The organism is Pseudomonas sp. DE0010 (genome assembly GCF_007680745.1).
Classification (GTDB): Bacteria; Pseudomonadota; Gammaproteobacteria; order Pseudomonadales; family Pseudomonadaceae; genus Aquipseudomonas; species Aquipseudomonas parafulva_B.
In genome coordinates this window covers 35,061-59,111 of the sequence record NZ_VEJQ01000031.1, presented here as the reverse complement: position 1 = coordinate 59,111, position 24,051 = coordinate 35,061, and the positions used below count along the sequence as shown (strand labels likewise).

Annotated in this window: 28 protein-coding genes and 1 riboswitch; of the genes, 16 read left to right on the top strand and 12 right to left on the bottom strand. The window is 62.3% G+C overall.

Annotation, left to right across the window (positions count from 1 at the left end; translation table 11 throughout):
• Positions 1 to 417: 417 nt before the first annotated feature.
• From hemA to murI, 5 genes are read left to right on the top strand one after another with little or no spacing between them, the layout of a single operon-like run.
• Positions 418 to 1,692: a glutamyl-tRNA reductase gene (gene hemA, locus FS767_RS19740; RefSeq protein WP_058639472.1), complete on the top strand. Its 1,275-nt coding sequence runs from the start codon at positions 418 to 420 to the stop codon at positions 1,690 to 1,692.
• Positions 1,692 to 2,774, top strand: coding sequence for a peptide chain release factor 1 (gene prfA / locus FS767_RS19735; protein WP_144967608.1), 1,083 nt, complete (start codon positions 1,692 to 1,694; stop codon positions 2,772 to 2,774). The genes hemA and prfA overlap by 1 nt, the downstream gene beginning before the upstream one ends.
• Positions 2,774 to 3,604: a peptide chain release factor N(5)-glutamine methyltransferase gene (prmC, locus tag FS767_RS19730; protein WP_144967606.1), complete on the top strand. Its 831-nt coding sequence runs from the start codon at positions 2,774 to 2,776 to the stop codon at positions 3,602 to 3,604. Before prfA ends, prmC begins: the two co-directional genes overlap by 1 nt.
• Positions 3,598 to 4,353, top strand: a complete 756-nt coding sequence (locus FS767_RS19725; protein ID WP_144967604.1) for a molybdopterin-synthase adenylyltransferase MoeB — start codon at positions 3,598 to 3,600, stop codon at positions 4,351 to 4,353. Before prmC ends, FS767_RS19725 begins: the two co-directional genes overlap by 7 nt.
• Positions 4,346 to 5,143 (top strand): glutamate racemase, encoded by a 798-nt coding sequence (murI, locus tag FS767_RS19720; protein ID WP_144967602.1) that lies wholly within the window; start codon positions 4,346 to 4,348, stop codon positions 5,141 to 5,143. Before FS767_RS19725 ends, murI begins: the two co-directional genes overlap by 8 nt.
• A gap of 43 nt (positions 5,144 to 5,186) precedes the next feature.
• Here the strand turns inward: murI and FS767_RS19715 are convergent, their stop codons facing one another.
• The 5 genes from FS767_RS19715 to FS767_RS19695 all read right to left on the bottom strand — a co-directional run bounded on the left by FS767_RS19715 (position 5,187) and on the right by FS767_RS19695 (position 10,261).
• Positions 5,187 to 5,888 carry an SDR family oxidoreductase gene (locus FS767_RS19715; protein WP_144967600.1) on the bottom strand — a complete coding sequence of 234 codons (702 nt, stop codon included), beginning with the start codon at positions 5,886 to 5,888 and terminating at the stop codon, positions 5,187 to 5,189.
• 21 nt (positions 5,889 to 5,909) lie between these two features.
• On the bottom strand, positions 5,910 to 7,328 hold the full coding sequence (gene phrB, locus FS767_RS19710; protein ID WP_144967598.1) for a deoxyribodipyrimidine photo-lyase: 1,419 nt from the start codon (positions 7,326 to 7,328) through the stop codon (positions 5,910 to 5,912).
• A 27-nt stretch (positions 7,329 to 7,355) separates the two neighbouring features.
• A complete protein-coding gene (locus tag FS767_RS19705) occupies positions 7,356 to 8,219 on the bottom strand; it encodes a MerR family transcriptional regulator (RefSeq protein ID WP_144967596.1) in 864 nt (287 codons plus the stop codon).
• The gene (locus tag FS767_RS19700; protein ID WP_144967594.1) at positions 8,209 to 9,177 is read right to left on the bottom strand and encodes a DUF523 and DUF1722 domain-containing protein; all 969 of its coding nucleotides are present in this window, start codon (positions 9,175 to 9,177) and stop codon (positions 8,209 to 8,211) included. The genes FS767_RS19705 and FS767_RS19700 overlap by 11 nt, the downstream gene beginning before the upstream one ends.
• A gap of 97 nt (positions 9,178 to 9,274) precedes the next feature.
• Positions 9,275 to 10,261: an NAD(P)/FAD-dependent oxidoreductase gene (locus FS767_RS19695; protein ID WP_144967592.1), complete on the bottom strand. Its 987-nt coding sequence runs from the start codon at positions 10,259 to 10,261 to the stop codon at positions 9,275 to 9,277.
• Between the two features lie 187 nt (positions 10,262 to 10,448).
• Between FS767_RS19695 and FS767_RS19690 the strand changes: the two genes are divergently transcribed.
• Positions 10,449 to 11,354: a TIGR01777 family oxidoreductase gene (locus FS767_RS19690; RefSeq protein ID WP_144967590.1), complete on the top strand. Its 906-nt coding sequence runs from the start codon at positions 10,449 to 10,451 to the stop codon at positions 11,352 to 11,354.
• A 13-nt stretch (positions 11,355 to 11,367) separates the two neighbouring features.
• Positions 11,368 to 12,384 (top strand): ferrochelatase, encoded by a 1,017-nt coding sequence (hemH, locus tag FS767_RS19685; protein WP_144967588.1) that lies wholly within the window; start codon positions 11,368 to 11,370, stop codon positions 12,382 to 12,384.
• A gap of 55 nt (positions 12,385 to 12,439) precedes the next feature.
• Here hemH and FS767_RS19680 read toward each other — a convergent pair whose 3' ends face one another.
• Positions 12,440 to 13,714: a uracil-xanthine permease family protein gene (locus FS767_RS19680; RefSeq protein ID WP_144967586.1), complete on the bottom strand. Its 1,275-nt coding sequence runs from the start codon at positions 13,712 to 13,714 to the stop codon at positions 12,440 to 12,442.
• A gap of 2 nt (positions 13,715 to 13,716) precedes the next feature.
• On the bottom strand, positions 13,717 to 14,355 hold the full coding sequence (upp, locus tag FS767_RS19675) for a uracil phosphoribosyltransferase (protein ID WP_027916614.1): 639 nt from the start codon (positions 14,353 to 14,355) through the stop codon (positions 13,717 to 13,719).
• 162 nt (positions 14,356 to 14,517) lie between these two features.
• On the opposite strand from upp, the gene FS767_RS19670 reads away from it, so the two are divergent.
• The 3 genes from FS767_RS19670 (at position 14,518) to FS767_RS19660 (ending at position 15,975) form a co-directional block, all read left to right on the top strand.
• Positions 14,518 to 15,075: a hypoxanthine-guanine phosphoribosyltransferase gene (locus FS767_RS19670; RefSeq protein ID WP_027916613.1), complete on the top strand. Its 558-nt coding sequence runs from the start codon at positions 14,518 to 14,520 to the stop codon at positions 15,073 to 15,075.
• Positions 15,076 to 15,140: 65 nt separating this feature from the next.
• A complete protein-coding gene (locus FS767_RS19665; protein ID WP_144967584.1) occupies positions 15,141 to 15,611 on the top strand; it encodes a hypothetical protein in 471 nt (156 codons plus the stop codon).
• A 67-nt stretch (positions 15,612 to 15,678) separates the two neighbouring features.
• Positions 15,679 to 15,975 carry a PA4642 family protein gene (locus tag FS767_RS19660; RefSeq protein ID WP_144967582.1) on the top strand — a complete coding sequence of 99 codons (297 nt, stop codon included), beginning with the start codon at positions 15,679 to 15,681 and terminating at the stop codon, positions 15,973 to 15,975.
• A gap of 39 nt (positions 15,976 to 16,014) precedes the next feature.
• On the opposite strand, the gene mqo is transcribed toward FS767_RS19660, so the two are convergent.
• Both mqo and FS767_RS19650 read right to left on the bottom strand, forming a co-directional pair.
• A complete protein-coding gene (gene mqo, locus FS767_RS19655) occupies positions 16,015 to 17,523 on the bottom strand; it encodes a malate dehydrogenase (quinone) (RefSeq protein WP_058605730.1) in 1,509 nt (502 codons plus the stop codon).
• Between the two features lie 604 nt (positions 17,524 to 18,127).
• A complete protein-coding gene (locus FS767_RS19650) occupies positions 18,128 to 18,361 on the bottom strand; it encodes a hypothetical protein (RefSeq protein ID WP_144967580.1) in 234 nt (77 codons plus the stop codon).
• 166 nt (positions 18,362 to 18,527) lie between these two features.
• Between FS767_RS19650 and FS767_RS19645 the strand changes: the two genes are divergently transcribed.
• Positions 18,528 to 19,109, top strand: coding sequence for a YajG family lipoprotein (locus FS767_RS19645; RefSeq protein WP_023534676.1), 582 nt, complete (start codon positions 18,528 to 18,530; stop codon positions 19,107 to 19,109).
• A 67-nt stretch (positions 19,110 to 19,176) separates the two neighbouring features.
• Here the strand turns inward: FS767_RS19645 and FS767_RS19640 are convergent, their stop codons facing one another.
• Positions 19,177 to 19,383: a hypothetical protein gene (locus FS767_RS19640; RefSeq protein ID WP_144967578.1), complete on the bottom strand. Its 207-nt coding sequence runs from the start codon at positions 19,381 to 19,383 to the stop codon at positions 19,177 to 19,179.
• A gap of 159 nt (positions 19,384 to 19,542) precedes the next feature.
• Between FS767_RS19640 and FS767_RS19635 the strand changes: the two genes are divergently transcribed.
• On the top strand, positions 19,543 to 19,803 hold the full coding sequence (locus tag FS767_RS19635; RefSeq protein ID WP_144967576.1) for a hypothetical protein: 261 nt from the start codon (positions 19,543 to 19,545) through the stop codon (positions 19,801 to 19,803).
• 54 nt (positions 19,804 to 19,857) lie between these two features.
• Here the strand turns inward: FS767_RS19635 and FS767_RS19630 are convergent, their stop codons facing one another.
• Entirely contained in the window at positions 19,858 to 21,024 is a 1,167-nt protein-coding gene (locus tag FS767_RS19630) for a 1-acyl-sn-glycerol-3-phosphate acyltransferase (RefSeq protein WP_144967574.1), read from the bottom strand.
• 126 nt (positions 21,025 to 21,150) lie between these two features.
• Here FS767_RS19630 and FS767_RS19625 point away from each other — a divergent pair, with 126 nt between their 5' ends.
• From FS767_RS19625 to FS767_RS19610, 4 genes are all read left to right on the top strand, one after another.
• Positions 21,151 to 21,336 (top strand): CPXCG motif-containing cysteine-rich protein, encoded by a 186-nt coding sequence (locus tag FS767_RS19625; protein ID WP_144967572.1) that lies wholly within the window; start codon positions 21,151 to 21,153, stop codon positions 21,334 to 21,336.
• Complete coding sequence (locus FS767_RS19620; protein WP_058605736.1) at positions 21,336 to 21,596, top strand: putative signal transducing protein; 261 nt, start codon at positions 21,336 to 21,338, stop codon at positions 21,594 to 21,596. The genes FS767_RS19625 and FS767_RS19620 overlap by 1 nt, the downstream gene beginning before the upstream one ends.
• 15 nt (positions 21,597 to 21,611) lie before the next feature.
• Complete coding sequence (locus tag FS767_RS19615) at positions 21,612 to 22,232, top strand: SOS response-associated peptidase (protein WP_144967570.1); 621 nt, start codon at positions 21,612 to 21,614, stop codon at positions 22,230 to 22,232.
• A 124-nt stretch (positions 22,233 to 22,356) separates the two neighbouring features.
• Positions 22,357 to 23,175, top strand: coding sequence for a M48 family metallopeptidase (locus FS767_RS19610; RefSeq protein WP_058605868.1), 819 nt, complete (start codon positions 22,357 to 22,359; stop codon positions 23,173 to 23,175).
• 58 nt (positions 23,176 to 23,233) lie between these two features.
• Here FS767_RS19610 and FS767_RS19605 read toward each other — a convergent pair whose 3' ends face one another.
• The gene (locus tag FS767_RS19605; protein ID WP_023534668.1) at positions 23,234 to 23,818 is read right to left on the bottom strand and encodes a TMEM165/GDT1 family protein; all 585 of its coding nucleotides are present in this window, start codon (positions 23,816 to 23,818) and stop codon (positions 23,234 to 23,236) included.
• 87 nt (positions 23,819 to 23,905) lie between these two features.
• Positions 23,906 to 24,045: riboswitch (yybP-ykoY riboswitch) on the bottom strand.
• Positions 24,046 to 24,051: the final 6 nt, after the last annotated feature.

Genomic DNA, 24,051 nt, shown 5'->3' with positions numbered 1-24,051 from the left:
GTCGCGAAGATCAAGATCAAGATCAAGATCAAGATCAAGATCAAGATCAAGATCAAGATCAAGATCAAGATCAAGATTGAACGCTTTGGAGTTAGGGTGAATCAGTATCGAACTCAGTAGCCATGAGAGGCTGTTTTGGGGATACGTGTTTGGTGTTTGACTCGATAGCGAACTTGGATGTGACAAAGATGTAACTCGGTGTAAGTAAGGCATGCGCATTATCGCCTTGAGCGCTCCATCATGAGTCGGGTAATAGCCAAATGACTGCACCCTTGGATGCCAGCGCCTGAAGTCCACAGCGTATCCTCAAGAACACCTTCGCGTCGCCACACTATCACCTCGATAGCGAACGGTGGTTGTCCTCTAACCTGCGAAAGAGGACAATTATCGGCTTCCTGTCACAACCAGCGATCTTGCATGGCCTTTCTTGCACTTGGTATCAACCATAAGACTGCCTCGGTAGACGTACGCGAGCGCGTGGCGTTTACCCCGGAGCAGCTGGTGGATGCCCTGCAGCAGCTCTGCCGCCTCACCACCAGTCGCGAGGCAGCGATCCTGTCCACCTGCAACCGCAGCGAGCTCTACATCGAGCAGGACCAGCTGTCGGCCGATGCCGTGCTCCAGTGGCTGGCCGACTATCACCGCCTCAGCCTCGACGAATTGCGCGCCAGCGCCTACGTGCACGAAGAGCACGATGCCGTCCGGCACATGATGCGCGTTGCCTCCGGCCTCGACTCTCTGGTGCTCGGCGAACCGCAGATCCTCGGCCAGATGAAGTCCGCCTATGCCGTTGCCCGCGAAGCCGGCACCGTGGGGCCGCTGCTCGGGCGCCTGTTCCAGGCCACGTTCAGCGCCGCCAAGCAGGTCCGTACCGACACCGCCATCGGCGAAAACCCCGTGTCGGTCGCCTTCGCGGCGGTCAGTCTGGCCAAGCAGATCTTCAGCGACCTGGCCCGCAGCCAGGCCCTGCTGATCGGCGCCGGTGAAACCATCACCCTGGTCGCCCGCCACCTGCACGAGCAGGGCGTGCGCCGCATCGTGGTGGCCAACCGTACACTCGAGCGCGCCAGCACCCTGGCCGAGCAGTTTGGTGCACACGCCGTGCTGCTCGCCGATATCCCCCAAGAGCTCGCCAACAGCGATATCGTCATCAGCTCCACCGCCAGCCAATTGCCGATTCTAGGCAAGGGCGCCGTCGAAAGCGCCCTCAAGCAGCGCCGGCACAAACCCATCTTCATGGTCGATATCGCCGTCCCGCGCGACATCGAGACCGAAGTGGGCGAGCTCGACGATGTGTACCTCTATACCGTCGACGACCTGCATGACGTGGTTGCCGAAAACCTCAAGAGCCGCCAAGGCGCCGCCCAGGCCGCCGAAGAACTGGTGGCGGTGGGGGCCGAGGATTTCATGGCGCGCCTGCGTGAGCTGGCTGCTGTCGATGTGCTGCGGGCCTACCGCCAGCAAAGCGAACGGCTGCGTGATGAAGAACTGCAAAAGGCCCAGCGCTTGCTGGCCAACGGTGGCAACCCTGAAGACGTATTGGCCCAATTGGCGCGCGGCCTGACCAACAAGCTCCTGCATGCGCCCAGCGTGCAGCTGAAAAAGCTCTCGGCCGAGGGCCGCCTCGATGCGCTGGCCATGGCCCAGGAACTCTTTGCCCTCCAAGAGGGCTCCACGGACAAATCCCTGTAATGAAAGCGTCGCTGCTCAATAAACTGGACATTCTCCAGGACCGCTTCGAAGAACTCACCGCTTTGCTTGGTGATGCCGAGGTCATTTCCGACCAGACACGTTTTCGCGCCTACTCCCGCGAGTACGCCGAAGTCGAACCGGTGCACACGGCCTATCAGCAATGGCGCAAAGTCCAGGACGATCTTGAAAGCGCCCAGGCGCTGCTCAAGGACAGCGACCCGGAGATGCGTGATATGGCCGTGGAGGAGGTGCGCGAGGCCAAGGACCGGTTGGTGGCGTTGGAGGCTCAGCTGCAGCGCATGTTGCTGCCCAAGGACCCCAACGACGGGCGCAACGTGTTTCTCGAGATTCGCGCCGGTACCGGTGGCGACGAGGCGGCGATCTTTTCGGGCGATCTGTTTCGCATGTATTCGCGCTACGCGGAAAAGCGCGGCTGGCGGCTGGAAATCCTCTCCGAGAATGAAGGCGAGCACGGCGGGTATAAGGAAATCATCGCCCGCGTCGAGGGCGAGAACGTGTACGGCAAGCTCAAGTTCGAGTCCGGCGCGCACCGTGTACAGCGCGTGCCCGAAACCGAGTCCCAGGGCCGCATCCACACCTCGGCCTGCACCGTGGCGGTTTTGCCGGAGCCGGATGAGCAAGCGGCCATCGAGATCAACCCAGCTGACTTGCGCGTGGACACCTACCGCGCATCCGGTGCGGGCGGTCAGCATGTGAACAAGACCGACTCGGCCATCCGCATCACGCACTTGCCCACGGGCATCGTCGTTGAATGCCAGGAAGAGCGTTCCCAGCACAAGAACCGTGCGCGCGCCTTGTCCTGGCTGTCGGCGAAGTTGAACGACATGCAGACCAGTGCCGCTCAGAACGCCATTGCCAGTGAGCGCAAGCTGCTGGTGGGCTCCGGGGATCGCTCCGAGCGCATTCGCACCTACAATTACCCACAGGGTCGGGTCACGGACCATCGCATCAACCTGACCTTGTACTCGCTGGACGACGTGCTGGCCGGTGGGGTCGATGCGGTGATCGAGCCCCTGCTGGCCGAATACCAGGCCGACCAACTGGCTGCTCTGGGGGACTGATGACCATCATCGCCAGCCTGCTGCGCAACGCGCAGTTACCCGATTCGCCTACCGAGCGCCTGGATGCCGAGTTGCTGCTGGCGGCGGCGCTTGGCAAATCGCGCAGTTACTTGCACACCTGGCCAGAACGCATCGTCAGCAGCGACGCTGCCCAGACTTACGACGGCTATCTGCAGCGGCGCAGGGACGGGGAGCCCGTGGCCTATATCCTGGGCCAGCAGGGCTTCTGGAAGATCGACCTGGAAGTGGCCCCGCATACGCTCATCCCGCGCCCGGACACCGAACTGCTGGTCGAGACGGCGCTGGAGCTGCTGCCTGCGCTGCCGGCCAAGGTGCTCGACCTAGGTACCGGCACCGGTGCAATTGCCCTGGCGCTGGCCAGCGAGCGACCGGCGTGGCAGGTAACGGCGGTCGATCGCGTGCCCGAGGCCGCCGCATTGGCCGAGCGCAACCGCCAGCGGCTTGGCCTGGCCAACGTCCGCATCCAGGTCAGCCACTGGTTCGACGGCCTTTCCGGTGAACGCTTCGACCTGATCGTCAGTAACCCGCCCTATATCGCGGCTTCAGACCCGCACCTGATCGAAGGTGACGTACGCTTCGAGCCCAGCAGCGCGCTGGTAGCCGGGGTCGACGGTCTGGATGACCTGCGGGTCATCGCCGCGCAGGCGCCGAGCCACCTCACCCCAGGCGGCTGGCTCCTGCTCGAGCATGGTTACGACCAGGCTGATGCCGTACAGGTGCTCCTGCGGGAAAACGGCTTTGTCGAGGTGAGCAGCCGCACCGACCTGGGCGGCCATCCGCGCATCACCTTGGGGCACCTGCCATGCTGAGCGACCAGGAGCTGCTGCGCTACAGTCGGCAGGTATTGCTGTCCCAGATCGACATCGACGGCCAGCTGCGCCTTAAGCACAGCAAGGCCCTGATCGTCGGACTCGGCGGCCTGGGCTCGCCCGTGGCGCTGTACCTGGCGGCTGCTGGCGTTGGCGAGTTGCACCTGGCAGATTTCGATACGGTCGACCTGACGAACCTGCAGCGTCAGGTCATCCATGACAGTGCCAGCGTGGGCATGAGCAAGGTCGACTCGGCCTTGCAGCGTCTGCAGGCAATAAACCCGGAAATCGACCTGGTTGCCCACCGGCAGGCGCTGGATGAGGACTCGCTGGCCGCTGCCGTGGCGGCCGTGGACCTGGTCCTCGACTGCTCGGATAACTTCGGGACGCGCGAGGCGGTCAATGCGGCCTGCGTGGCGGCTGCCAAGCCCCTGGTCAGTGGCGCCGCGATCCGCCTGGAAGGCCAGCTCTCGGTTTTCGATCCGCGCCGCGACTACAGCCCCTGTTATCACTGCCTGTATGGTCACGGCAGCGAGGCTGAGCTGACCTGCAGCGAGGCGGGCGTGATCGGCCCCCTGGTAGGTTTGGTGGGCAGCTTGCAGGCGCTGGAGGCCATGAAGCTGCTGGCCGGCTTCGGCGAACCCTTGGTAGGGCGACTGTTGCTGATCGACGCGTTGGGCACGCGTATCCGTGAATTGCGGGTCAAACGCGACCCTGGCTGCGCGGTGTGTGGCAAGCGCGATGGCTAAGCGCGAGGGGCCAGTCGGGGTGATGGATTCCGGGGTGGGGGGGCTGTCAGTGCTTGCCGAGATTCGTCAGCGCTTGCCCAACGAAACGCTTCACTACCTCGCCGATTGTGGTCATGTACCGTACGGGGAAAAATCGCCGGACTACATTCGCGAACGCTGTCGCCACATTGCCGCCTTCTTTTATCAGCAAGGCGCCAAGGCCATGGTACTGGCCTGCAACACAGCCACCGTGGCTGCGGTGGCCGACCTGCGTGCGCACTATCCTGACTGGCTGATCGTGGGCATGGAGCCGGCGGTCAAGCCTGCCGCAGCGGCTACCCGTTCAGGGATAGTCGGCGTGCTGGCCACGACCGGAACCTTGCAGAGCGCCAAGTTCACCGCCTTGCTCGATCGCTTCGCCAGTAACGTGCGGGTAGTCACCCAGCCTTGCCCTGGGCTTGTCGAACTGATCGAAACGGGGGACCTGACCAGCCCGGTGTTACGCACTTTGCTGGGCAGTTACGTTGAACCGCTTCTGGCGGCAGGCTGCGATACCTTGATACTGGGCTGCACGCATTATCCGTTCTTGAAACCCTTGCTGGCTGAAACGGTGCCCCCGCACGTGGCCGTCATCGATACGGGCGCTGCCGTGGCTCGTCAACTCGAACGCCTGCTCGCAGGGGCTGATCTGCTTGCACGCGGCCCAGCTCTGTCGACCCGCTTCTGGACCAGCGCCGAACCACGTGCGTTGATGGATATCCTTCCGGTGCTGTGGCACCCATCTCAGGACGTAGAACGTTTCACGTCCTGAGCAGTGCCCGGCATGACTGGCGTTTCTACCCTCGCAGTACCACCTAGTGCTGCGGCAGCGGCCAGAGGTTCGACGGGTTCAGCGTCTCGAGCACCAGTTCAGGTTCACGTGCAGGCAAGCGCGTCAGAAGCTCTAGCGCGGCAGTGTCTGCAGTCCAGTCCTCAGGCACCGCGCTGGCGGCCGTCACGGGGTTTTTCAGGGACTGCGGTGCTACCACCGTCAACGCTATGCCACTGGCAAGCAACGATGGGCGCTGCTCCCTCACCCACTGCACGGCGTTGTTCCAGCCAGCAGGAAACTGCGTCGGCGCGTAAAGCTGCGCGGCGGAGTACCGGCTGAAAACAGCCATTATCTGGGGCGTATCGCCCTTTGCCAGTAGGGGCGTGGCGTACTCGAAGCAGTGCTGTGCCGCCTGAAGGTTGGTGGTGATCAGATGCTCGAACAACTCGCTATCCGAGGTGCCTGGAGGCAGGTAATCACAGGTGGCGGCATTCAGGATCAAGCCATCCAGCGATCCCCAGGCATGGCCGATCATGCGGCCTGCCTCGTCAGCATCAGGCTGCTGCTGCAACCGGCCTGTAAGCCGCAGCAAACGATCGCCATGGTGCATGCACAAGCGATCGAGTTCCTCGCTTTCACCTGCACTGGCGGCGACACGGTGCCCGTTTGTCAAAAGATCGCGGACCAGTGCCAGGCCCAGCCCATCCGTTGCGCCCGTAACCCAAAAACTGCGTGAGCCGCTCACGGCATTGCCCTCTATACACGACTAGCGGGGCAACTCCTTGAAAGCCTGGAGCGCCCGCTGTCGACTACTGTGAAGATCGACGATGGGACTGGGATAGAGATTAGCATCAATCAAGCCGTGGCATTTTCCAGGGTCATGGATATTTTTGTCGTCGATGTCCTGCAATTCAGGGACCCATTGACGGATGAAGCGGCCTTTGGGGTCGAAGCGTTGTGACTGCGACACGGGGTTGAAGATCCGGAAGTAGGGCACCGAGTCGGTACCGGTGGATGCACTCCACTGCCAGCCACCGTTGTTGGCTGCCAGATCCCCGTCGATCAGATGGCGCATGAAGTGACGTTCCCCCAGCCGCCAGTCGATCAACAGATTCTTGCTCAGGAACATGGCGGTCAGCATGCGCAGCCGGTTGTGCATCCAGCCGGTGGCCAGCATCTGGCGCATGGCCGCATCAATGATCGGGAAGCCGGTTCGGCCCTGCTGCCAGGCTTCGAACTCCTTGGGTGCGTTACGCCAGGGCAACGCCTCGGTGTGCGCACGGAAGGCACGATGCCGGGACACCTGGGGATAGCCCGTCAGGATGTGCTTGTAGAATTCGCGCCAGAGTAACTCGTTGATCCAGGTCTGGACGCCGCTGCTGCCGCTGTCGAACTCGCCCCGGTTATGGGCCAGCGCGGCATGCAGGCATTGGCGGGGTGAGATGACCCCCGCTGCAAGATAGGCTGACAATTGGCTGGTGCCCTCGCGAGCAGGAAGATCACGCAGCGTCTCGTAGTCGTCGATGATTTCATCTGTGAACCGGGCAAGCCTTGCCTGAGCCTCCTTCTCGCCAGCGGGCCAACGTTTGCGCAGCGCGTCTGCCGGCTTTTCGAAGGGTTCGACATGTTGCGCAATCGGGTCGCTCTTGATCGATGTCGGGGCTTGGCGTTTAACCGGTGCGGCCATCGAGGGCAGGCTGCGGTGCAAGTGCTCCAGGCAGTTTTTCTTGAATTGGCCGAACACCTGGAAGTAGCTGCCGCTACGGGTCAGCACCGTTCCAGGACGGAACAGGAGTTGGTCGAGGTGAGTGTGAACCTCAACCTTCGAAGCTTTGAGCAATTTGCACGTGGCTGCGTCGCGGCGGGCCTCGTTGATGCCGTATTCCTCGTTCCAGTGAACGCTCTGGACGTGATGCTTTCGGCAGACATCGAGTACAACCTCAGGCGCATCATCCCAGGTGTCTATCTTGCGTATGAGCAGTGGGATGTTGAGCGCGTCAAGCGACTGCCGCACTTCGCGCAGGTTGCGTAGCCAGAAATCCACTTTACAGGCCGCATCGTCATGGGCCTGCCATTGGCCAGGGCTGATAAGCCACAGGGCCAGGGTTGGGCCACGTTCACTGGCGGCGCTAAGGGCCGTGTTGTCGGTAACGCGCAAGTCACTGCGAAGCCAGGTCAAATGCATGAAATCGGAATCTCTCCAGGCTAGCAGTCACAGGCCTTGCAGTAGTCGCAAGGCCGCTTGAGGGGTATCGAAGGTGTGCAGGTGAGGCAGGTCGAGCGAGCCTAGTTGGGTCTGGTGCAGCGCGAGCAAGGCACCCCCGGCAAGGGTGGGCAATTGCAGGTTCTGAAGCGTGCGCTGCAACGCGCGGGTATCGATGCGCGAGCCGAGGTTCAAGAGCACTGCGCGTGGCTTCAAGGCCGCAGCTGCACTCTGCAACTGCGCACCGGCCACGGCCTGCTCGAGGATTTCCACCGCAAAGCCATTGCTGGTGAACAGCCACGCGCACAGCCACAGGCCGGGGTCGAAGCCTCGGTCACTGTCTTCGGCAAGCAGAACCGGTGGGCCCTGTAGCAACTGATTGTCGTGATACACCCGCGCGCCCAGTTTGCTGCGCAACCAAGTGTGGAAGAACACCTGCTCAAGCCGTGCGTTGAAATAGTTGCGCCAGCGCAGTTCCAGCAAGTCCAGCAAAGGCAGCAGCAACTGCTCGCACAACGTGACGGCGGGGTAGAGCGCCATGGCCTGGTTCAGCTGATGATCGAGCGCCCGTTGCGACAGGTTGGCAATGGCCTCGAGCATCTGGAACTGACGGGTTTGCCAATCCCCGGTTGGTGGTGTGCTGAGCGGTTTGTCCAGCAAATCCCCCACCTGGCTAACCGATGCGCCTCGCTGCAACCAGGCCAGGATCGCTTCCACCCTCTCGACCTGTCCGACCGGGTACAGTCGATGCCCCTTGGGCGTGCGCTGTGGCTTGAGCAAACCGTAGCGCCGTTCCCACGCGCGCAGGGTGACCGGGTTGACGCCCGTGCGCCGGGCCAACTCACCAATTGGTAAAAGAATCTCAGACCGCATTACGTAGCCCCAGGCGTTCAGGATGAGGCTGCAAGTAGGCTTGTTGCAGCAGGTAGGGGTCGGGGTGGTTGCGCAGATGATGCTTGAGCAGGGTCAGCGGCACGATCAAAGGCACGACCCCTTGCTGATACTGCCCGATCAACGTTTGCAGCTCGGCTTTATCGGCAGGGGTCAGGGCATTTTTGAAATAGCCGCTCAGGTGCTGCAGCACATTACTGTGTGTGCCACGGCTGGCGCGGCGGCGCAAGGCCTGCATCAGCTCCGAGAAATAGCGAGGGGCGACAACGGCCGGGTCGTCGTCCTTGCTCATGGTGCCGAGCATGCGCCCCAAGGTGCGATAAGCCTGCGGATTGTTGGCCATCAGCAGGTACTTGTAACGGGAGTGGAAAGCCAGCAGTGCGTGGCGACTCAAGCCTTGCTCAAGCAAATGCTGCCAATCGGCGTACGCGTACACGCGGCTGATGAAGTTTTCGCGCAGCACAGGGTCGTGCAGGCGGCCTTCCTCTTCGACCGGCAGGTCTGGCCTTAGCTCGCAAAAAGCCTGCGCATAGGCGCCACGACCGCCGTTGATGGCTGGGTGACCGTTGTCCTGGTAGACCTTCACACGCTCAAGACCGCACGAGGGCGACTTCTGCATGAAGATGTAGCCGCAAATATCATCGAGTTCGGCGGCCATTTGCTTGCCGTAATCACGCAAGGGGCTCGTATAGTCCAGCCCAGGATTGCGCGTGCCTACGACTTCAGGATGTTCAGGGTCGCCCACCAGACGGATGGGATCACGGGGTACCCCCAGACCAATGGCCATTTCTGGGCACACCGTCGTCCATTCGAAATGTTCTTCCAGCTGGGTACGGCACAGGTCCGAAGACTTGTGGCCGCCGTTGTAACGCACGTTGTGCCCGGTCAGGCAGGCACTGATAGCGATGCGCGGCTTGTTGTGAACTGCGGGGTCGTGCATAGCTGCCTCCATAAACCTGTACAAATCATAAATTATGTACAGGAATATTCCAGCACATAGCGGGCCCGATGCGAACCCTTAGTGTGTAGATAGCCGATCAGTCCAAGTGTTCAAGTAAACGGCGCGCGGCCTCCTGGCCACTTAACCATGCACCTTCCACCCGCCCGGACAGGCACCAGTCCCCGCAGGCATATAGCCCTTGGTCGGCATCGGCCAAGGCGCCAAATTCGTGATGACTGCCAGGGCGTGCATACAACCAGCGGTGGGCCAGGGCGAACGTGGGCTCAGGCACGACGCAACCGACCAGTTCGGCGAACTCGCCGCGCAGGTGCTCGACGACTTCCTCCTTGGACAAGTCGATGTGTTGTCGGCTCCAACTGGAAGTGGCGTGCAACACCCACGTGTCCAAGGTCTCGTCGCGCCCTGGCTTGCTGCGGTTGCGGGCCAGCCAGTCAAGCGGGCTTTCCTGGACGAAGCAGCCTTGCATGGGCGTATCCAGAGGGGCCTGAAAGCCTAGCGCCACCGCCCACGTCGGCTCCATCTGCACCCCGGCGGCCACGGCTGCGAGCTTTGGCGTGGCCGCCAGCAGCGGCGTTGCCTGTGGCGCTGGCACAGCAACCACCACCCGGCTGAACGGGCCATGGCTGCAGCCGTCGGTGTCCTGCAGGTGCCAGTAGTCCTTGCCGCGAAAAACTTCGGTGATACGGCAGGCAAAGTGTACGGTCATGTCCTTGAGCAGGCCGCGGGTGATGGCGCTCATGCGGGGTACGCCCACCCAGCGCGTCTGTTCGTCGGGGGAGGGGGTGAGTGCCCCATCACGGTAGTTGTACAGCTGCGGTTTCCACTGCGCCGCCCAGCCGGCGGCTACCCAGTGCTGCAGTTCCTCGACAAAACGGCGGTCGCGGGCGGTGAAGTACTGCGCCCCCAGGTCCAGGGCACCGGCATCGCTGCGTTTGCTGGCCATGCGTCCGCCGCTGCCGTGGCCCTTGTCGAAAAGGTGCACGGTCTGCCCGGCGCGTTGCAGTGCCTGGGCGGCAGACAAGCCGGCAATGCCTGCCCCGATGATGGCAATAGGTATGGTCATGATGGCCTCTTCAAACCTTGCTATGCGCAGACTACGCTGTCAGGCAAACCTGTACAATCATTCGAATGTGTATAAGTATATTCCGCAAGTAATGATTGGTTGGCCTATGTTTATGGGAGAGCATGGGCGCTAGAAAGTGCCTTGATGTTAAAAATAGACCACTGCCTTATTCCATGAGGACACTGCCATGCACATCCTGCTGACAGGCGGCACCGGGTTGATTGGCCGGCACTTGTGCCGTCACTGGCTTGCTCAAGGGCATCGGCTCACCGTGTGGAGTCGACGTCCAGAGGCAGTGGCGATGCTTTGCGGCGAAGGCGTCAGGGGCATTGCCGAGCTTGATGAGCTGGAGGCGGTCGACCACCTCGATGTGGTGGTCAACCTGGCCGGTGCGCCTATTGCCGACCGACCCTGGACGGCGTCTCGGCGCAACCTGCTCTGGTCAAGCCGCATCGCCCTTACGGAGCAATTGCTGGCATGGCTGGGCAGGCGTGAGCAGCGTCCTGGGGTGCTGATCTCAGGTTCGGCCGTGGGATGGTATGGTGACGGCGGCGAACGCGAGTTGACCGAAGACCTGCCTCCAGTGGTCGAAGATTTCGCCAGCCAGCTGTGCATTGCCTGGGAAGAAACGGCGTGTCGTGCGCAAGCGCAGGGCATTCGGGTGGTGCTGGTACGTACAGGGTTGGTGCTGGCCAGCGGCGGCGGCTTACTGTCCCGGCTCCGTTTGCCCTTCAAGTTGGGACTAGGAGGGCCGATAGGCAACGGTCGGCAGTGGATGCCTTGGATCCATATAGACGACCAGGTCGCCCTGATTGATTTTCTCTTGCAGCGCACCGACGCCAGCGGCCCTTACAATGCCTGTGCGCCTGAACCTGTGCGTAATCGTGAATTTGCCAAGCAGCTGGGCAAGGCGCTGCACCGGCCTGCCGTGATACCCCTGCCTGGGTTGCTGCTAAAAACCGGCCTGGGCGAGATGTCGAACCTGCTGCTCGGTGGCCAGCGTGCCTACCCCGCGCGGTTGCTGGCGGCCGGGTTCACATTCCGCTTCAACGATCTGCAATCGGCGCTGGGCGATTTGTCCAGCCGCCTCTGACATAGGATGCTGCATGACCGATCACGCTTTGCTGCTGGTCAACCTGGGTTCACCGGCCTCCACGTCGGTAGCCGATGTTCGCCGCTACCTCAATCAGTTTCTCATGGACCCCTATGTGGTCGACTTGCCATGGCCCATCCGGCGCCTGCTGGTGTCGTTGATCCTGATCAAGCGCCCTGAGCAGTCCGCCCACGCCTATGCCTCGATCTGGTGGGACGAGGGCTCGCCGCTGGTGGTGCTTACCCGTCGCCTGCAAGCGGCCATGGTCGACCACTGGCCCCATGGGCCGGTTGAAATTGCCATGCGCTACGGCCAGCCAGCCTTGCCCCAGGTACTGGAGCGGCTCGCGGCACAGGGCATACGCAAGGTCACCTTGGCCCCCCTGTACCCGCAATTTGCCGACAGCACGGTGACCACCGTCGTCGAACTCGCCCGGCAGACCATCACCGAGCAGCAACTGCCGCTGCAGATGCGCGTGCTGCAACCGTTCTACGATGATCCGGATTATATCGACGCATTGGTCGCCAGTGCCCGGCCCTACCTGGAGCAGGACTATGATCACCTGCTGCTCAGCTTCCATGGCTTGCCCGAACGCCATTTGAAGAAGCTCTTCCCCAGCGGTACGAAGCATGACCTGCGGGCACCCGAATGCTGCGAAGGCGCCAGCGCCGAGGTGCGTGCCGTGTGTTACCGCGGGCAGTGCCTGGCCACGGCCAGGGCGTTCGCGACGAGGCTGGGCATACCGGCGGGCAAATGGTCGGTGTCGTTCCAGTCGCGGCTGGGGCGGGACAAGTGGATCGAACCCTATACGGAGACGCGGCTGGACGAGCTTGCCCAGGCCGGGGTGAAGAAGTTGCTGGTGATGTGTCCGGCCTTCGTGGCCGACTGCATCGAGACGCTCGAGGAAATCGGCATGCGCGGCAGCGAGCAATTCGTCGAGGCCGGTGGCCAGGAGCTGGTGCTGGTGCCTTGCATGAACGAACACCCCGAATGGGTGAAGGTGTTGGCCAAGCTCTGCGAAAACGCGTAATGGTCTGCCTGGCCTGACCCCGTCGAGGACTGGGTCAGGCCAGGCGGCTCAGGCGTCAAGGCAACTGATCATCCTGTTGCTTGTGTTTCCAGGCATCGTTGCCTGGCAGGATCAGGTTGAGCGCGATCGCCACGATGGCACACAGCGCGATGCCTTTGAGGCCCCAATCGTCAGGGCCGTCGCCGCTGCCGACCAGCACCCCGCCGATACCGAATACCAGGGTCACCGACACGATCACCAGGTTCCGCGCTTCGGCGAGGTCGACCTTGTGGCGGATCATGGTGTTGAGCCCCACGGCTGCGATCGAGCCGAACAGCAGGCAGAGGATGCCGCCCATCACTGGCACCGGAATGCTCTGCAGCAGGGCGCCGAACTTGCCGATGAAGGCCAGGGTGATGGCGAACACCGCAGCCCAGGTCATGATCTTCGGGTTGTAGTTCTTGGTCAGCATCACCGCGCCGGTCACCTCGGCGTAGGTGGTGTTGGGCGGCCCACCGAACAGGCCGGCTGCCGTGGTGGCGATGCCGTCACCCAGCAGCGTGCGGTGCAGGCCAGGCGTTTTCAGGTAGTCCCGTCCCGTCACGCTGCCTACCGCGATGACCCCGCCGATATGCTCGATCGCCGGCGCCAAGGCCACGGGCACGATGAACAGGATGGCCTGCCAGTTGAAGGCAGGGGCGGTGAAGTTGGGCAATTCCAGCCAAGGGGCGGCTGCAATTTTTGCCGTGTCGACCACCCCGAAAGCGAACGACAGGGCAAAACCCACCAGCACGCCGGCGATGATCGGCACCAGGCGGAATATGCCTTTGCCGAACACGGCCACGATCAGCGTCGTCAGCAGGGCCGGCATGGAAATGAGCATGGCGGTGCTGTAGGGCAGCAGCACGCTCCCATCGCCAGCCTTGCCCATCGCCATGTTGGCCGCGATCGGTGCCATGGCCAAGCCGATGGAGATGATCACCGGGCCGATCACCACCGGGGGCAGCATGCGGTCGATGAAGCCTGTGCCCTTGATCTTCACCATCAGGCCCATGAAGGTGTAGACGAAGCCGGCGGCCATGACACCGCCCATGGTTTCTGCCAGGCCGAACTGACCCTTGGCGAGAATGATCGGGGTGATGAAGGCGAAGCTCGATGCCAGGAAAACCGGCACCTGACGCCCGGTGACCAATTGAAACAGCAAGGTGCCAAGGCCGGCCGTGAACAGCGCGACGTTAGGGTCCAGGCCGGTAATCAAGGGCATCAGCACCAGCGCGCCAAATGCCACGAAGAGCATCTGCGCGCCTGAAACGACCTGACGCCAGAGCGGGTCGTTGTAGCCTTCCTGCATGGTCAGGCGTCCTTTTGCTTGGTGCCGAAGATCTTGTCGCCGGCATCACCCAGGCCTGGAACGATGTAGCCATGTTCGTTCAGGCGCTGGTCGATCGAGGCCGTGTAGATCTGTACATCCGGGTGGGCCTTGTGCACCACGTCGATGCCCTCTGGGGCAGCTACCAGGACCATGGCGCGGATTTCCCGGCAACCGGCCTTTTTCAGCAGGTCGATGGTGGCGACCATCGAGGCGCCGGTGGCCAGCATCGGGTCGATGATCAGGGCCAGGCGTTGATTGATGTCCGGCGCGAGCTTTTCCAGGTAGGTGTGGGCCTCAAGCGTCTCTTCGTTGCGGGCCACGCCCACCGCGCTGACCTTGGCGCCCGGCACCAGGCTGAGCACGCCGTCGAGCATGCCGATGCCTGCGCGCAGGATCGGCACGACGGTGATCTTCTTGCCGGCGATCTTTTCCACGGCGACCTTGCCGCACCAGCCGTCGATTTCATAGGTTTCCAGCGGCAGGTCCTGGGTGGCCTCATACGTCAACAGGGCGCCGACTTCCTGGGCGAGTTCGCGAAAATTCTTGGTGCTGATATCAGCACGGCGCATCAGGCCGAGCTTGTGGCGGATCAGCGGATGGCGGATCTCACGAGTGGGCATAGGGGGGCTCCGAAAGGCGGGCAAAAAAACCGCGCTAGATTAATCTATTCAGCCTGTGCTGTCGTCTGATCATTTTGCACGTTAGTCCATAAACGCTTGATCTGTGACGAGCGGATGCGTACCTTTGCCCGCTTTTCCAAAATGCACCTCCTGGAGAGCGCCATGTCCGCCGATCTCGAGCATATCCGTCAAGTCATGCGTGAAGCAGACTGCCTGTACACCGAAGCCGAAGTCGAAGCGGCCATCGCCAAGGTCGGCGAGCAGATCTGCCAAGAGCTGCACGACAAGAACCCCGTGGTGTTCTGCGTGATGAACGGCGGCCTGATCTTCGCCGGCAAGCTGTTGACCCACCTGCAGTTCCCACTGGAAGCCTCGTACCTGCACGCCACCCGTTACCGCAACCAGACCAGCGGCGGTGAGCTGTTCTGGAAGGCCAAGCCGGAAGTCTCGTTCATCGACCGCGATGTGCTGATCGTCGATGACATCCTCGACGAGGGCCACACCCTCAGCGCCATCATCGATTTCTGCAAGCACGCCGGCGCCCGCGCCGTGCACACGGCCGTGCTGATCGACAAGGACCACGACCGTAAGGCCAGCCCGGACCTCAAGGCCAACTACGTGGGCTTGCCGTGCATCGATCGCTACATCTTCGGCTACGGCATGGACTACAAGGGCTACTGGCGCAACGCCAACGGCATCTTCGCCGTCAAGGGGCTCTGAGGCGCAGCCTGCCTGCCGCCCAGGCGCAGCATGCTAGAGTGCTCCTTCAAGCCAAGGAGCCTCACATGCGTGCGTTCATCCCGTTCCTGCTGGCAGTCAGCTTGCCCCTGGCTGCCGCGCCGATGCACAGCCAATTCCTGCCGCCCGATGACCAATCCCTGCGCCAGGCAGCGCCCACCGCTCAGCAACTGCTTCAAGTCACCGACTACACCGTGGTAGTCGGCGCCCAGCGCCAGTCGGACCAGCAACCCATTCCGATCACCTCATCCTTGCAGGTGCGCCTCAAAGGCAAGCCCTTGAGCAAGGCGGCCACCATGACCCAGGTGCTGCTGATCTTCGACGGCGAAGCGGCCAAGAGCCTGAAAAAGCCGGTCTACGACGAAAAGACTCGCACGCTGAACTTGAATTATCCGCTCAGCGATTACCGGGTCATCATGGACCTGCTGCGCAACGAGACCCTATATGTGCAGTTTCTAACCTATGCCAACGGGCACATCTGGGCGGACCTGCACACTGGCACCGTACGTACGCGTTGAGGCTCGCGCGCGGCGGAAGGTACACTGCCGCCCTTTGAACATCGTGATGGTCCAGTTGGAGTCGGCAATGCGTAAAGACAAGAAGCAGGTAATCGGTGACGAAATCAGTGACGACTACATCAAGGCGTTTCTCCAGTTCGAGCCCGCCGATGGGGTCACGTCGCCCTCGCTGCACAAACTGGTAAAGGCGTACCGCGGCTTGCGCGTAGATGACTTCCGGCGTTTCGTCGGCTTCTTCGTCGCAGCAGGCTTCGATCTCGATGGCAAGGACGAGCATGGCAAGACGTTCGCCGAGCAGATTGCCGATCAGCGCAATGGCGACGAGTACATCGAAATCATCGAAAACGCCCGCTCACGGGCATGAAAAAACGCCCCGAGGGGCGTTTTTCACTGGCCGGGCGATTCAGGCGTAATGCTTGGCTGCCGGGCTGCTTTGCACCAGGTCCAGTGCCGCATCGTTGTCGGCGCTGATCTTCTGGTAAAGCGCAGCGTCGGTGGCCAGGGTCTTCTCGCGTGCCGGGAAGATCTCCTTGAGCTTGGCTGCCCAGGCACCTTTGGCCTGCTCCGGGAAGCAGCGCTCGATCAGCTCCAGCATGATCGAGACCGTCACCGAAGCACCGGGCGATGCGCCCAGCAGCGCCGCCAGGCTGCCGTCCTGGGCAGACACCAACTCGGTACCGAACTGCAGAACGCCGCCTTTTTTCGGGTCCTTCTTGATGATCTGCACACGCTGGCCAGCCACTTCCAGACGCCAGTCTTCGGCCTTGGCTTCGGGGTAGAAGCGACGTAGCGATTCCAGGCGCTGCTCCATCGACTGCATCACCTCACTGACCAGGTACTTGGTCAGGTCCATGTTGTCACGGGCCACCGCCAGCATCGGGCCCAGGTTGCCCAGGCGTACCGACAGGGGCAGGTCCAGCAGCGAACCGTGCTTGAGGAACTTGGTGGTGAAGCCGGCGTACGGCCCGAACAGCAGGGATTTCTTGCCGTCGACCACGCGCGTATCAAGGTGCGGCACGGACATGGGCGGCGCGCCTACGGCGGCCTGGCTATAGACCTTGGCCTGATGCTGGCTGACGATTTCCGGATTGTCGCAACGCAGCCACTGGCCACTGACCGGGAAGCCACCAAAGCCTTTGCTCTCGGGGATGCCGGAGGCCTGCAACAGCGGCAGCGCAGCGCCACCGGCGCCGAGGAACACGAAGCGGGCGTCCACTTCGCGGCTGTTGCCGCTGTTGACGTCCTTGATGCTGACCGTCCAGCCGGCGCCGTTGCGACGCAGGCCTACGACCTTCTTGCAATACTTGACCTGCGCGTCGGGCGCGTCGCCCAGCAGCTTGAGCAGCTTGTTGGTCAGGGCCCCGAAGTTGACGTCGGTTCCCTTGAGCACCCTGGTGGCGGCAATGTGCTGGTCAGCCGGGCGGCCCGGCATCATCAGCGGCATCCACTCGTTCATCACGGCCTTGTCGTCGGTGTACTCCATCTCGGCAAAGGCGTGATGCTGCTTGAGCAGTTCGTAGCGCTTCTTCAGGAAGGCGATGCCCTTGTCACCCTCGACGTAGCTCAGGTGCGGTACCGGATTGATGAACGCCCGCGCCGGGCCGAAGTTGCCTTTCTTGCTCAGGTAGGCCCAGAACTGGCGAGACACCTCGAACTGGGTATTGATGTGCACGGCCTTCTTGATGTCGATGCTGCCATCAGCGGCCTGGGGCGTGTAGTTCAGCTCGCACAAGCCAGCGTGGCCGGTGCCTGCGTTGTTCCAGGGGTTGGAACTCTCTGCGGCCCCGGAGTCCATCGCCTCGACCACTTCGAGTTTCAGGGTCGGGTCGAGCTCCTTGAGCAGTACGGCCAGGGTGGCACTCATGATGCCTGCGCCTACCAGTACTACATCAACCGATTCGTTCTGCGCCATTTAACGCGTCTCCACAATCTACAGCTACCTAATTGACAGCACAGGATCACCGGGTTCTCCAGGATCGCCATGTCCGACTTTTCGCAGTTCATGCAACGTCCGCGGACACCGCCAACCAGTCTTTGGGTTTGCCTATTGAACCCTGTTTGCCCCAGGTGCGGCAATTCGACTTATGGTCAACGACCGTCGGATACGCTATGCAAGCCGCTCAGACACGCATCCAGGTTGGGGCCATTTGCTGCCTGTTCAGGGCTGAAGGGGACACACCTGCCGCTTTTGCACATGCCAGATTGTTCATTTGCTCGCCACACTCTTGTGAAGTAGTGAAAACCGTTTTTTCACGCTCTTTTGGAGACGTGAACCTCAAAAGGGGACTGCGCGATGGCAACCCGCAGGTTCTATGCAGTGTGACGGCCATGGAAGCAGGCACGACAGCCGATGCAAGACCTGAGTGGAAGGCTCTCTGTGGGCGAGGCGGGTAGATTTGCCGTGGTCAGACGGCGGATGCGGGGCCCGATCAGGAGACGTCCTTATAATCGGGGGGAGATTATAGCGAGGTCGCGGTCAGAAATGTCGCCATTTCGCGGTTTTATTGCAGGGTTTTTCAGGCAGCCAGGTTGCGTTGGTGCCAGCGGCGACTTGCCGGCTTGCAAACCCGGGCACCGTCCGGCAGTGCATGACCCAGCCAGGCAAGCTGCACCTCGTGCACCTGCACCCAGCCATCGCCCTCAGGTACTTGCGAGCAGTGCTTGAAGGCCAGGCACGTGCCATTCACGTCGAGCAGGGCGTAGGCGGTGTGGCGAGGAGCAGGCAACAGCAGGTGCAAAAGCGAGACCATGGCAGATGTCCTGTGCAGGTGAACGTGCAGCCACATTAAGCGTTGCCGGTGAAGCGTTTGTGACAACCTCGGACGTACCGGGTGCAAGCGGTGCACGCCGCTTGTAGCCAGGCCCTTGCCGCTGGGTATACTGTGCGCCATCGCCGCATTTTCTGGAGAATCGCGCATGTTGCAACGACTGTTGTTCGGTTTGATCACCGTAGCCAGCCTCAGCCTGGTCGGTTGTGCCCACAGCCCGCAACAACTCAATCCGCAGCCTAAGCTCACGGCGCAACTCACCCCGGTGGGGCAGGGGCAGCCGGTGGTGGTGCGAGTGGTAGACGGCAGGCCTTCACCGTCGCTGGGCACCCGCGGTGGCATGTACCCGGAAACCAGTACCATCAGTGTCAGCGGCAACCAGGTGGTGCCCAAGCTGCAGGCCCAGGCCGAGGCTGCCGTGCGCTTGCTGGGGTTCACGCCCACCACCGCAGGCAACGCGCCCCAGTTGACCGTTACCCTGGCCGAGCTCAAGTACCAATCGCCCAAGGACAAACTGTACGTGACCGAGGCCACCATCGGCGCCACCTTCCGTGCTGACGTCGCCAACAATGGTCGCCGCTACACCGGTCGCTATGGCGCTTCGCTGGACCAGCGCTTTGGCATGGCGCCGAACCAGGACACCAACACCCAGTTGGTCAGCGATGTGCTGAGCGACGCGCTGACCCGGTTGTTCAAGGACCCAAGTATCGGTCAGGTGCTGGCGCAATAGCCCTCAATGGCTCATCCAAACCGCTGCCCGGTGACGGCCAGCGGTTTTTTTCTGCTGCGTACCGGCATCAGGCCGTCGCTATGCGCAGGTCCAGCATGCTGATCCCGGTCTGGGCATCCACCTCGGGCCAGTGCTCATGGGCATGCCCGCCCAGGGCGCAGTAGACCAGCCATTGACGGTCTTGCACATTGATGGCCAGGCCATCGACGAGCGCCTGTTGCTCATCACTCTGGGCAACTTGGTAGAGGCGGTCCTGGTTTTCGGCATGCAGCATGACAAGCTCCGGTGCTAGGAAGGACGACAGGGTGGCCTGTTGTGATGACGAACCGATGACAGATGAAATTAAATGACACGCGGTCGCTGCCGTGCAGGCAGCGTCAGGTGGGTTGGGTAGAATGCTGGCTTTTGTCCAGGTCTACGCCGAGGTGACGCGATGTCCATGCACATGCTCTGGGGGCTGATTGCCGCCCATCCCATCAAGCTCATCAATGTGCTGGCCTTGCTGCTGACGTGTCCAGGCGGGCTGCTGTTGCACAGCGCCAGGCGTGGCGCGGCCGATGCACAGCCAGGGCTGGGGCAGCCGCAAAGGCCGTATGCGCGCTTTGCAGGGTGGATGCCCAGGCAGCGCTACGGCCTGGGCTTCGCCTGCCTGGCCAGTGCGCTGGTGCTGTCGTGGGTTAGCACCTGGGCCTGAGCACAATCGGGGCTCATGCTGATCGGGACGCTCGCGTTCAACGTCCCTCACTGCTCAAGCAAGCGGTGCCTGCTGCCTGACCTGATACTGATTGCGCACCGGCGTGGCGTACTGCAACACCAGGTAAGGCCGCTGCTCTTCAGGACAGGCATCGAGCCGGCGCTGCCATTCTTCCTTGGCCTTGGCCAGTTCGTCGGCAGGGAACACCTTCTCGGCGGTTGGCACCTGCAGCGTGTCATCCTGCTCGGCCCACATGGCGTAGGCCAGGTAATGCACCGGGAACAGTCGATAACCGCCGAGGATCTGCCGGTCGATTTCCGCTGCCAGCTGCTTGGTATCCTCGTAATACTGGGTCACTGGCGGTGCAAAGTTGATGTGCACGCGACCTTTGTAGCCGGTGATGCCCTTGGCGATGCTGTGGTCGTCCTCGCCAGGTGCCTTCTGGTAGGTGCCGGTGGTGGCGCGGATGTACAACTCACGGGCCTTGGCCTGGTCGCAGGGGTCGTATTCGTAGCTGATCGATACCGGCGTCAGGTTCAGGCTCTGGATGACCGCGCCGAACGCCTCGTCCTTGCGACTCATGTGGAACATCTTGAGGATGGCCGAATCGGTCCGGTCGTCGCCATCCTTGGCGCGGCCTTCAGCCTGGGCGATCCAGATGGAAGTGGCGTCGTTGACGATGGAGTGATTGATGTAGGCCGACAGCAGCTGGTACGCGGCCAGCTTCTCGCGGCGGCCGGTGATCGAGCGGTGCACGATGAAGCTCTTGTTGAGCCGCATGAGGTCGCTGACGAACGGTTTTTGCAGCAGGTTGTCGCCAATGGCGATGCGCGGAGTGGGCAGGCCGGCGTGATACACCGCGTAGTTGACGAATGCCGGGTCCATGACGATGTCACGGTGGTTGGCCAGGAACAGATAAGCCGTGCCGGCCTTGAGCTGCTCCACACCCGAATAGGTCACGCCATCGGTGGCGCGGTCGATGGTGCGATCAACGTAGTGCTCGACCTTGTCCTGCAGGGTCGATACACAGGTCACACCAGCGAACTCCTTGCGCAGGCGCCGGGCGATCAGCGGTTTAAGCAGCCAGCCAAGGGCACGGGCCGCACGCGGGAAGCGGAAATGAGTCAGGATATCGAGGAATGCCGGGTCGCTGAGCAGGCGTGCCAGAACTCCAGGGACCTCAGCGTCGTCGTATGGTCGGATGGCATCGAATTCGCCCATCATGCTCTCTTGTTGGAAACGGCTAGGGTAATAATGAAGTACGGGCAGGCTCCGAAAACGGCTCGGACGCACGTGGCCCTGTAAACAGAGCGGCAATTATACGCATAACTCGTCGTGGAGGCCCTGATGCTGGAAACAGAGTTCTACGATTGCCCTTATTGTGGCGAGCGGGTGGAAACCTCCGTCGATCTGTCCGGCGGCGACCAGGTGTACACCGAAGACTGTCAGGTGTGCTGTCAGCCGATCGTGTTCGTGCTGCAGGTGCATGACCACGAATGGATGCTCGATGTCAGACGTGAGGACGATGCGTGATGAGGCGTATCTACGAACCCGAAAGCCTGCTCGAAGCAGAAATGCTGGCCGGTATGCTCGCCAGCGAAGGGGTGCAGGCGCACCTGGTGGGCCGCGACCTGGTCGGGGCGACCGGCGAATTGCCCCTGCACGGGCTGCTGGGCTTGTCGGTGGCCGATGAACAGGCCGAGTACGCACGGCAGTTGATCGATGCGTACAATGGCGCCCAGCCATTGATTGGCGACGAGCCGGAGAGCTTCCCCGGTACCTTGATCTGCTAGGTTCAGAATTACCTCATGTGTGGACGTTACGCCCTGTTCCGCTGGCCCCAGGCATTGGCCAGCCTGCCTGGCTTTCCCGCCGGGCAGCCCGCCCAGTGGAATATTTCGCCCGGCAATACCGTCCTCATCCAGCGCCAGCTGGACGGACAGTTGCAAGTGGCCAAGGCGCGCTGGGGCCTGACGCCGCCGTGGCTCACCGACCTTTCCCGCACCCCCGCCCATGCCCGCGCCGAAACGCTGGCCGAGCAGCCGATGTTCCGCGAAGCCTTTGGCCAACGACGCTGCCTGATACCGGCCAACGGGTTCTATGAGTGGCGGGGTAGTGTGCGCAAACGGCCCTTTTGGCTGACACCGGGCGAGGGGGCGTCGCTGTATTTCGCCGCTGTGTGGGAGGCTTATGCCGTACAGGAACAAATCTGGCTCAGCTGCGCCGTGGTCACCCAGGCGGCGATGAATCAACGTAGGCCCCTGATTCTGGACGAAGCAGGGCAGGCTGCCTGGCTGGACCCGCAGACGCCGCTGATCCGTTTGCAGGAATTGCTGGCAAGCCCCTCGGTGCCCTTGCGAGAGCGGGCCCTGGCGCCTTTCGTCAACGACCCGAAACTTGACGCGCCCGAGTGCCTCACCCCGGCCTGAGTGCCAGTGCATGCTCGGTTGCTCGCCGCGCAGAGCGGGAGGGTGTGCAAAATCTTCCCTGCGGCTATGGCGGCCCACCCATGAGTCATCCTAGGATACGGCGCATGTAAAAAGGAGTGTTTCCATGCGTAAGTCTTTTGTCATCAGCCTAATGAGCGCTGGCATCCTGCTCGCTGGCTGCCAAGGGGTGAACACTACCAGCGGCGGTGCGGTGGGCGTTGAGCGCAAGCAGTACATGTTCAGCATGCTCTCGCCCGACGAGGTCAACACCATGTACGCCCAGTCGTACCAGCAGACCCTGGGCGAGGCGTCCAGCAAGGGCTTGCTCGACAAATCCAGTGCAGATGCCAGGCGCGTACAGGCCATCGCCAACCGTTTGATTGCCCAGGCGCCCCAGTTCCGGCCGGACGCTGCGCAGTGGAAATGGGAAGTCAACGTGATCAAGAGCGATGAGCTCAATGCCAACTGCGGGCCAGGCGGCAAGATCATCGTCTACACCGGCCTGATCGATCAGCTCAAGCTCAACGACGCCGAGATCGCGGCCGTCGTCGGGCACGAAATCGCCCACGCCTTGCGCGAGCACAGCCGTGAAGCGATGTCCAAGGCCTACGGCGTGGAAATGGCGCGCCAGGGTGCAGGCGCCATCTTCGGCCTGGGTCAGGACAGCATGGCGCTGGCCGACACCGTGGTGAACTACGCCATGACCTTGCCCAACAGCCGGGCCAACGAGAACGAAGCAGACCTGATCGGTCTTGAGCTCTCGGCGCGTGCAGGCTACGACCCGAACGCGGCCATCACCCTGTGGAACAAGATGAGCAAGGCTTCGGAAGGGGCGCCACCGGAGTTCATGAGTACGCACCCGGCCTCGGCCAGCCGTATTGCCGCCTTGCAGGCAGCCATCCCCAAAGTCATGCCGCTGTATCAGGCAGCGGCCAAGCCCTGAGGCCCGCTGCAGGCGGGCAAGCGGGTGCCATGAAGGCTCCGCTCTGCCCGCCCGTGCCTCAACCCACCCAGCCGCTGGCCTTCATGGCCGTGTAGACCGCAACGATCGCGAGCACGAAGAACGCGGCGGCCGCCAGGCGGCGAATCAGCGTCAGCGGCAGTTTGTCCGCGGCGAAATTACCCGCCAGCACCACGGGCACGTTGGCGATCAGCATGCCCAGCGTGGTCCCGACGATGACCATGATCAGGTGAGGGTACTGCGCGGCCAGCATGACCGTGGCGACCTGAGTCTTGTCTCCGATCTCGGCCAGGAAGAAGGCGATCAGCGTGGTCAGGAACGGTCCGAAGCGGCGCGCAGGGTTTTCGTCGTCGTCCATCTTGTCCGGCACCAGCGTCCACAGGGCCGTGGCGGTGAAGCTGGCGGCCAGGATCCAATGCAGCGCAGCGTCGCTGAAGAAACTGCCGAACCAGGCGCCCACGGCACCTGCTGCGGCATGGTTGGCCAGCGTGGCGGCGACGATACCGGCAATGATGGGCCAGGGCTTGCGAAAGCGGGCAGCGAGGATGAGCGCGAGCAGCTGCGTCTTGTCGCCGATTTCGGCCAGGGCAACGATTGCGGTGGGTACCAGCAGAGATTCCAGCATCAGGATTCCTACGGGGGCGGGTCGACACGGCTATGACACGTACGACCTCCCCGCCCCGGTAAGGTGTGCGTGTCATAGGTCTTGTCAAACCCGGGGCCTGTCTGCGCAGGCCTGGCCATGCACGTTTGCATGGTGGGTCGCACGCGCCATGGTCTGTGGACCAAGTATGTTGACGCGTACCGGGCGAGCGTGGCGCTCGCGGGAGACTACTCCCCTAGGACGGTGCGGATTCT

Excerpts from the sequence above, each read along its gene's own strand:
- hemA (WP_058639472.1), top strand. The coding sequence starts at position 418 with ATGGCCTTTCTTGCACTTGGTATCAACCATAAGACTGCCTCGGTAGAC.
- prfA (WP_144967608.1), top strand. The coding sequence starts at position 1,692 with ATGAAAGCGTCGCTGCTCAATAAACTGGACATTCTCCAGGACCGCTTC.
- prmC (WP_144967606.1), top strand. The coding sequence starts at position 2,774 with ATGACCATCATCGCCAGCCTGCTGCGCAACGCGCAGTTACCCGATTCG.
- FS767_RS19725 (WP_144967604.1), top strand. The coding sequence starts at position 3,598 with ATGCTGAGCGACCAGGAGCTGCTGCGCTACAGTCGGCAGGTATTGCTG.
- murI (WP_144967602.1), top strand. The coding sequence starts at position 4,346 with ATGGCTAAGCGCGAGGGGCCAGTCGGGGTGATGGATTCCGGGGTGGGG.
- phrB (WP_144967598.1), bottom strand. The coding sequence starts at position 7,328 with ATGCATTTGACCTGGCTTCGCAGTGACTTGCGCGTTACCGACAACACG.
- FS767_RS19705 (WP_144967596.1), bottom strand. The coding sequence starts at position 8,219 with ATGCGGTCTGAGATTCTTTTACCAATTGGTGAGTTGGCCCGGCGCACG.
- FS767_RS19700 (WP_144967594.1), bottom strand. The coding sequence starts at position 9,177 with ATGCACGACCCCGCAGTTCACAACAAGCCGCGCATCGCTATCAGTGCC.
- FS767_RS19695 (WP_144967592.1), bottom strand. The coding sequence starts at position 10,261 with ATGACCATACCTATTGCCATCATCGGGGCAGGCATTGCCGGCTTGTCT.
- FS767_RS19690 (WP_144967590.1), top strand. The coding sequence starts at position 10,449 with ATGCACATCCTGCTGACAGGCGGCACCGGGTTGATTGGCCGGCACTTG.
- hemH (WP_144967588.1), top strand. The coding sequence starts at position 11,368 with ATGACCGATCACGCTTTGCTGCTGGTCAACCTGGGTTCACCGGCCTCC.
- FS767_RS19680 (WP_144967586.1), bottom strand. The coding sequence starts at position 13,714 with ATGCAGGAAGGCTACAACGACCCGCTCTGGCGTCAGGTCGTTTCAGGC.
- upp (WP_027916614.1), bottom strand. The coding sequence starts at position 14,355 with ATGCCCACTCGTGAGATCCGCCATCCGCTGATCCGCCACAAGCTCGGC.
- FS767_RS19670 (WP_027916613.1), top strand. The coding sequence starts at position 14,518 with ATGTCCGCCGATCTCGAGCATATCCGTCAAGTCATGCGTGAAGCAGAC.
- FS767_RS19665 (WP_144967584.1), top strand. The coding sequence starts at position 15,141 with ATGCGTGCGTTCATCCCGTTCCTGCTGGCAGTCAGCTTGCCCCTGGCT.
- FS767_RS19660 (WP_144967582.1), top strand. The coding sequence starts at position 15,679 with ATGCGTAAAGACAAGAAGCAGGTAATCGGTGACGAAATCAGTGACGAC.
- mqo (WP_058605730.1), bottom strand. The coding sequence starts at position 17,523 with ATGGCGCAGAACGAATCGGTTGATGTAGTACTGGTAGGCGCAGGCATC.
- FS767_RS19650 (WP_144967580.1), bottom strand. The coding sequence starts at position 18,361 with ATGGTCTCGCTTTTGCACCTGCTGTTGCCTGCTCCTCGCCACACCGCC.
- FS767_RS19645 (WP_023534676.1), top strand. The coding sequence starts at position 18,528 with ATGTTGCAACGACTGTTGTTCGGTTTGATCACCGTAGCCAGCCTCAGC.
- FS767_RS19640 (WP_144967578.1), bottom strand. The coding sequence starts at position 19,383 with ATGCTGCATGCCGAAAACCAGGACCGCCTCTACCAAGTTGCCCAGAGT.
- FS767_RS19635 (WP_144967576.1), top strand. The coding sequence starts at position 19,543 with ATGTCCATGCACATGCTCTGGGGGCTGATTGCCGCCCATCCCATCAAG.
- FS767_RS19630 (WP_144967574.1), bottom strand. The coding sequence starts at position 21,024 with ATGGGCGAATTCGATGCCATCCGACCATACGACGACGCTGAGGTCCCT.
- FS767_RS19625 (WP_144967572.1), top strand. The coding sequence starts at position 21,151 with ATGCTGGAAACAGAGTTCTACGATTGCCCTTATTGTGGCGAGCGGGTG.
- FS767_RS19620 (WP_058605736.1), top strand. The coding sequence starts at position 21,336 with ATGAGGCGTATCTACGAACCCGAAAGCCTGCTCGAAGCAGAAATGCTG.
- FS767_RS19615 (WP_144967570.1), top strand. The coding sequence starts at position 21,612 with ATGTGTGGACGTTACGCCCTGTTCCGCTGGCCCCAGGCATTGGCCAGC.
- FS767_RS19610 (WP_058605868.1), top strand. The coding sequence starts at position 22,357 with ATGCGTAAGTCTTTTGTCATCAGCCTAATGAGCGCTGGCATCCTGCTC.
- FS767_RS19605 (WP_023534668.1), bottom strand. The coding sequence starts at position 23,818 with ATGCTGGAATCTCTGCTGGTACCCACCGCAATCGTTGCCCTGGCCGAA.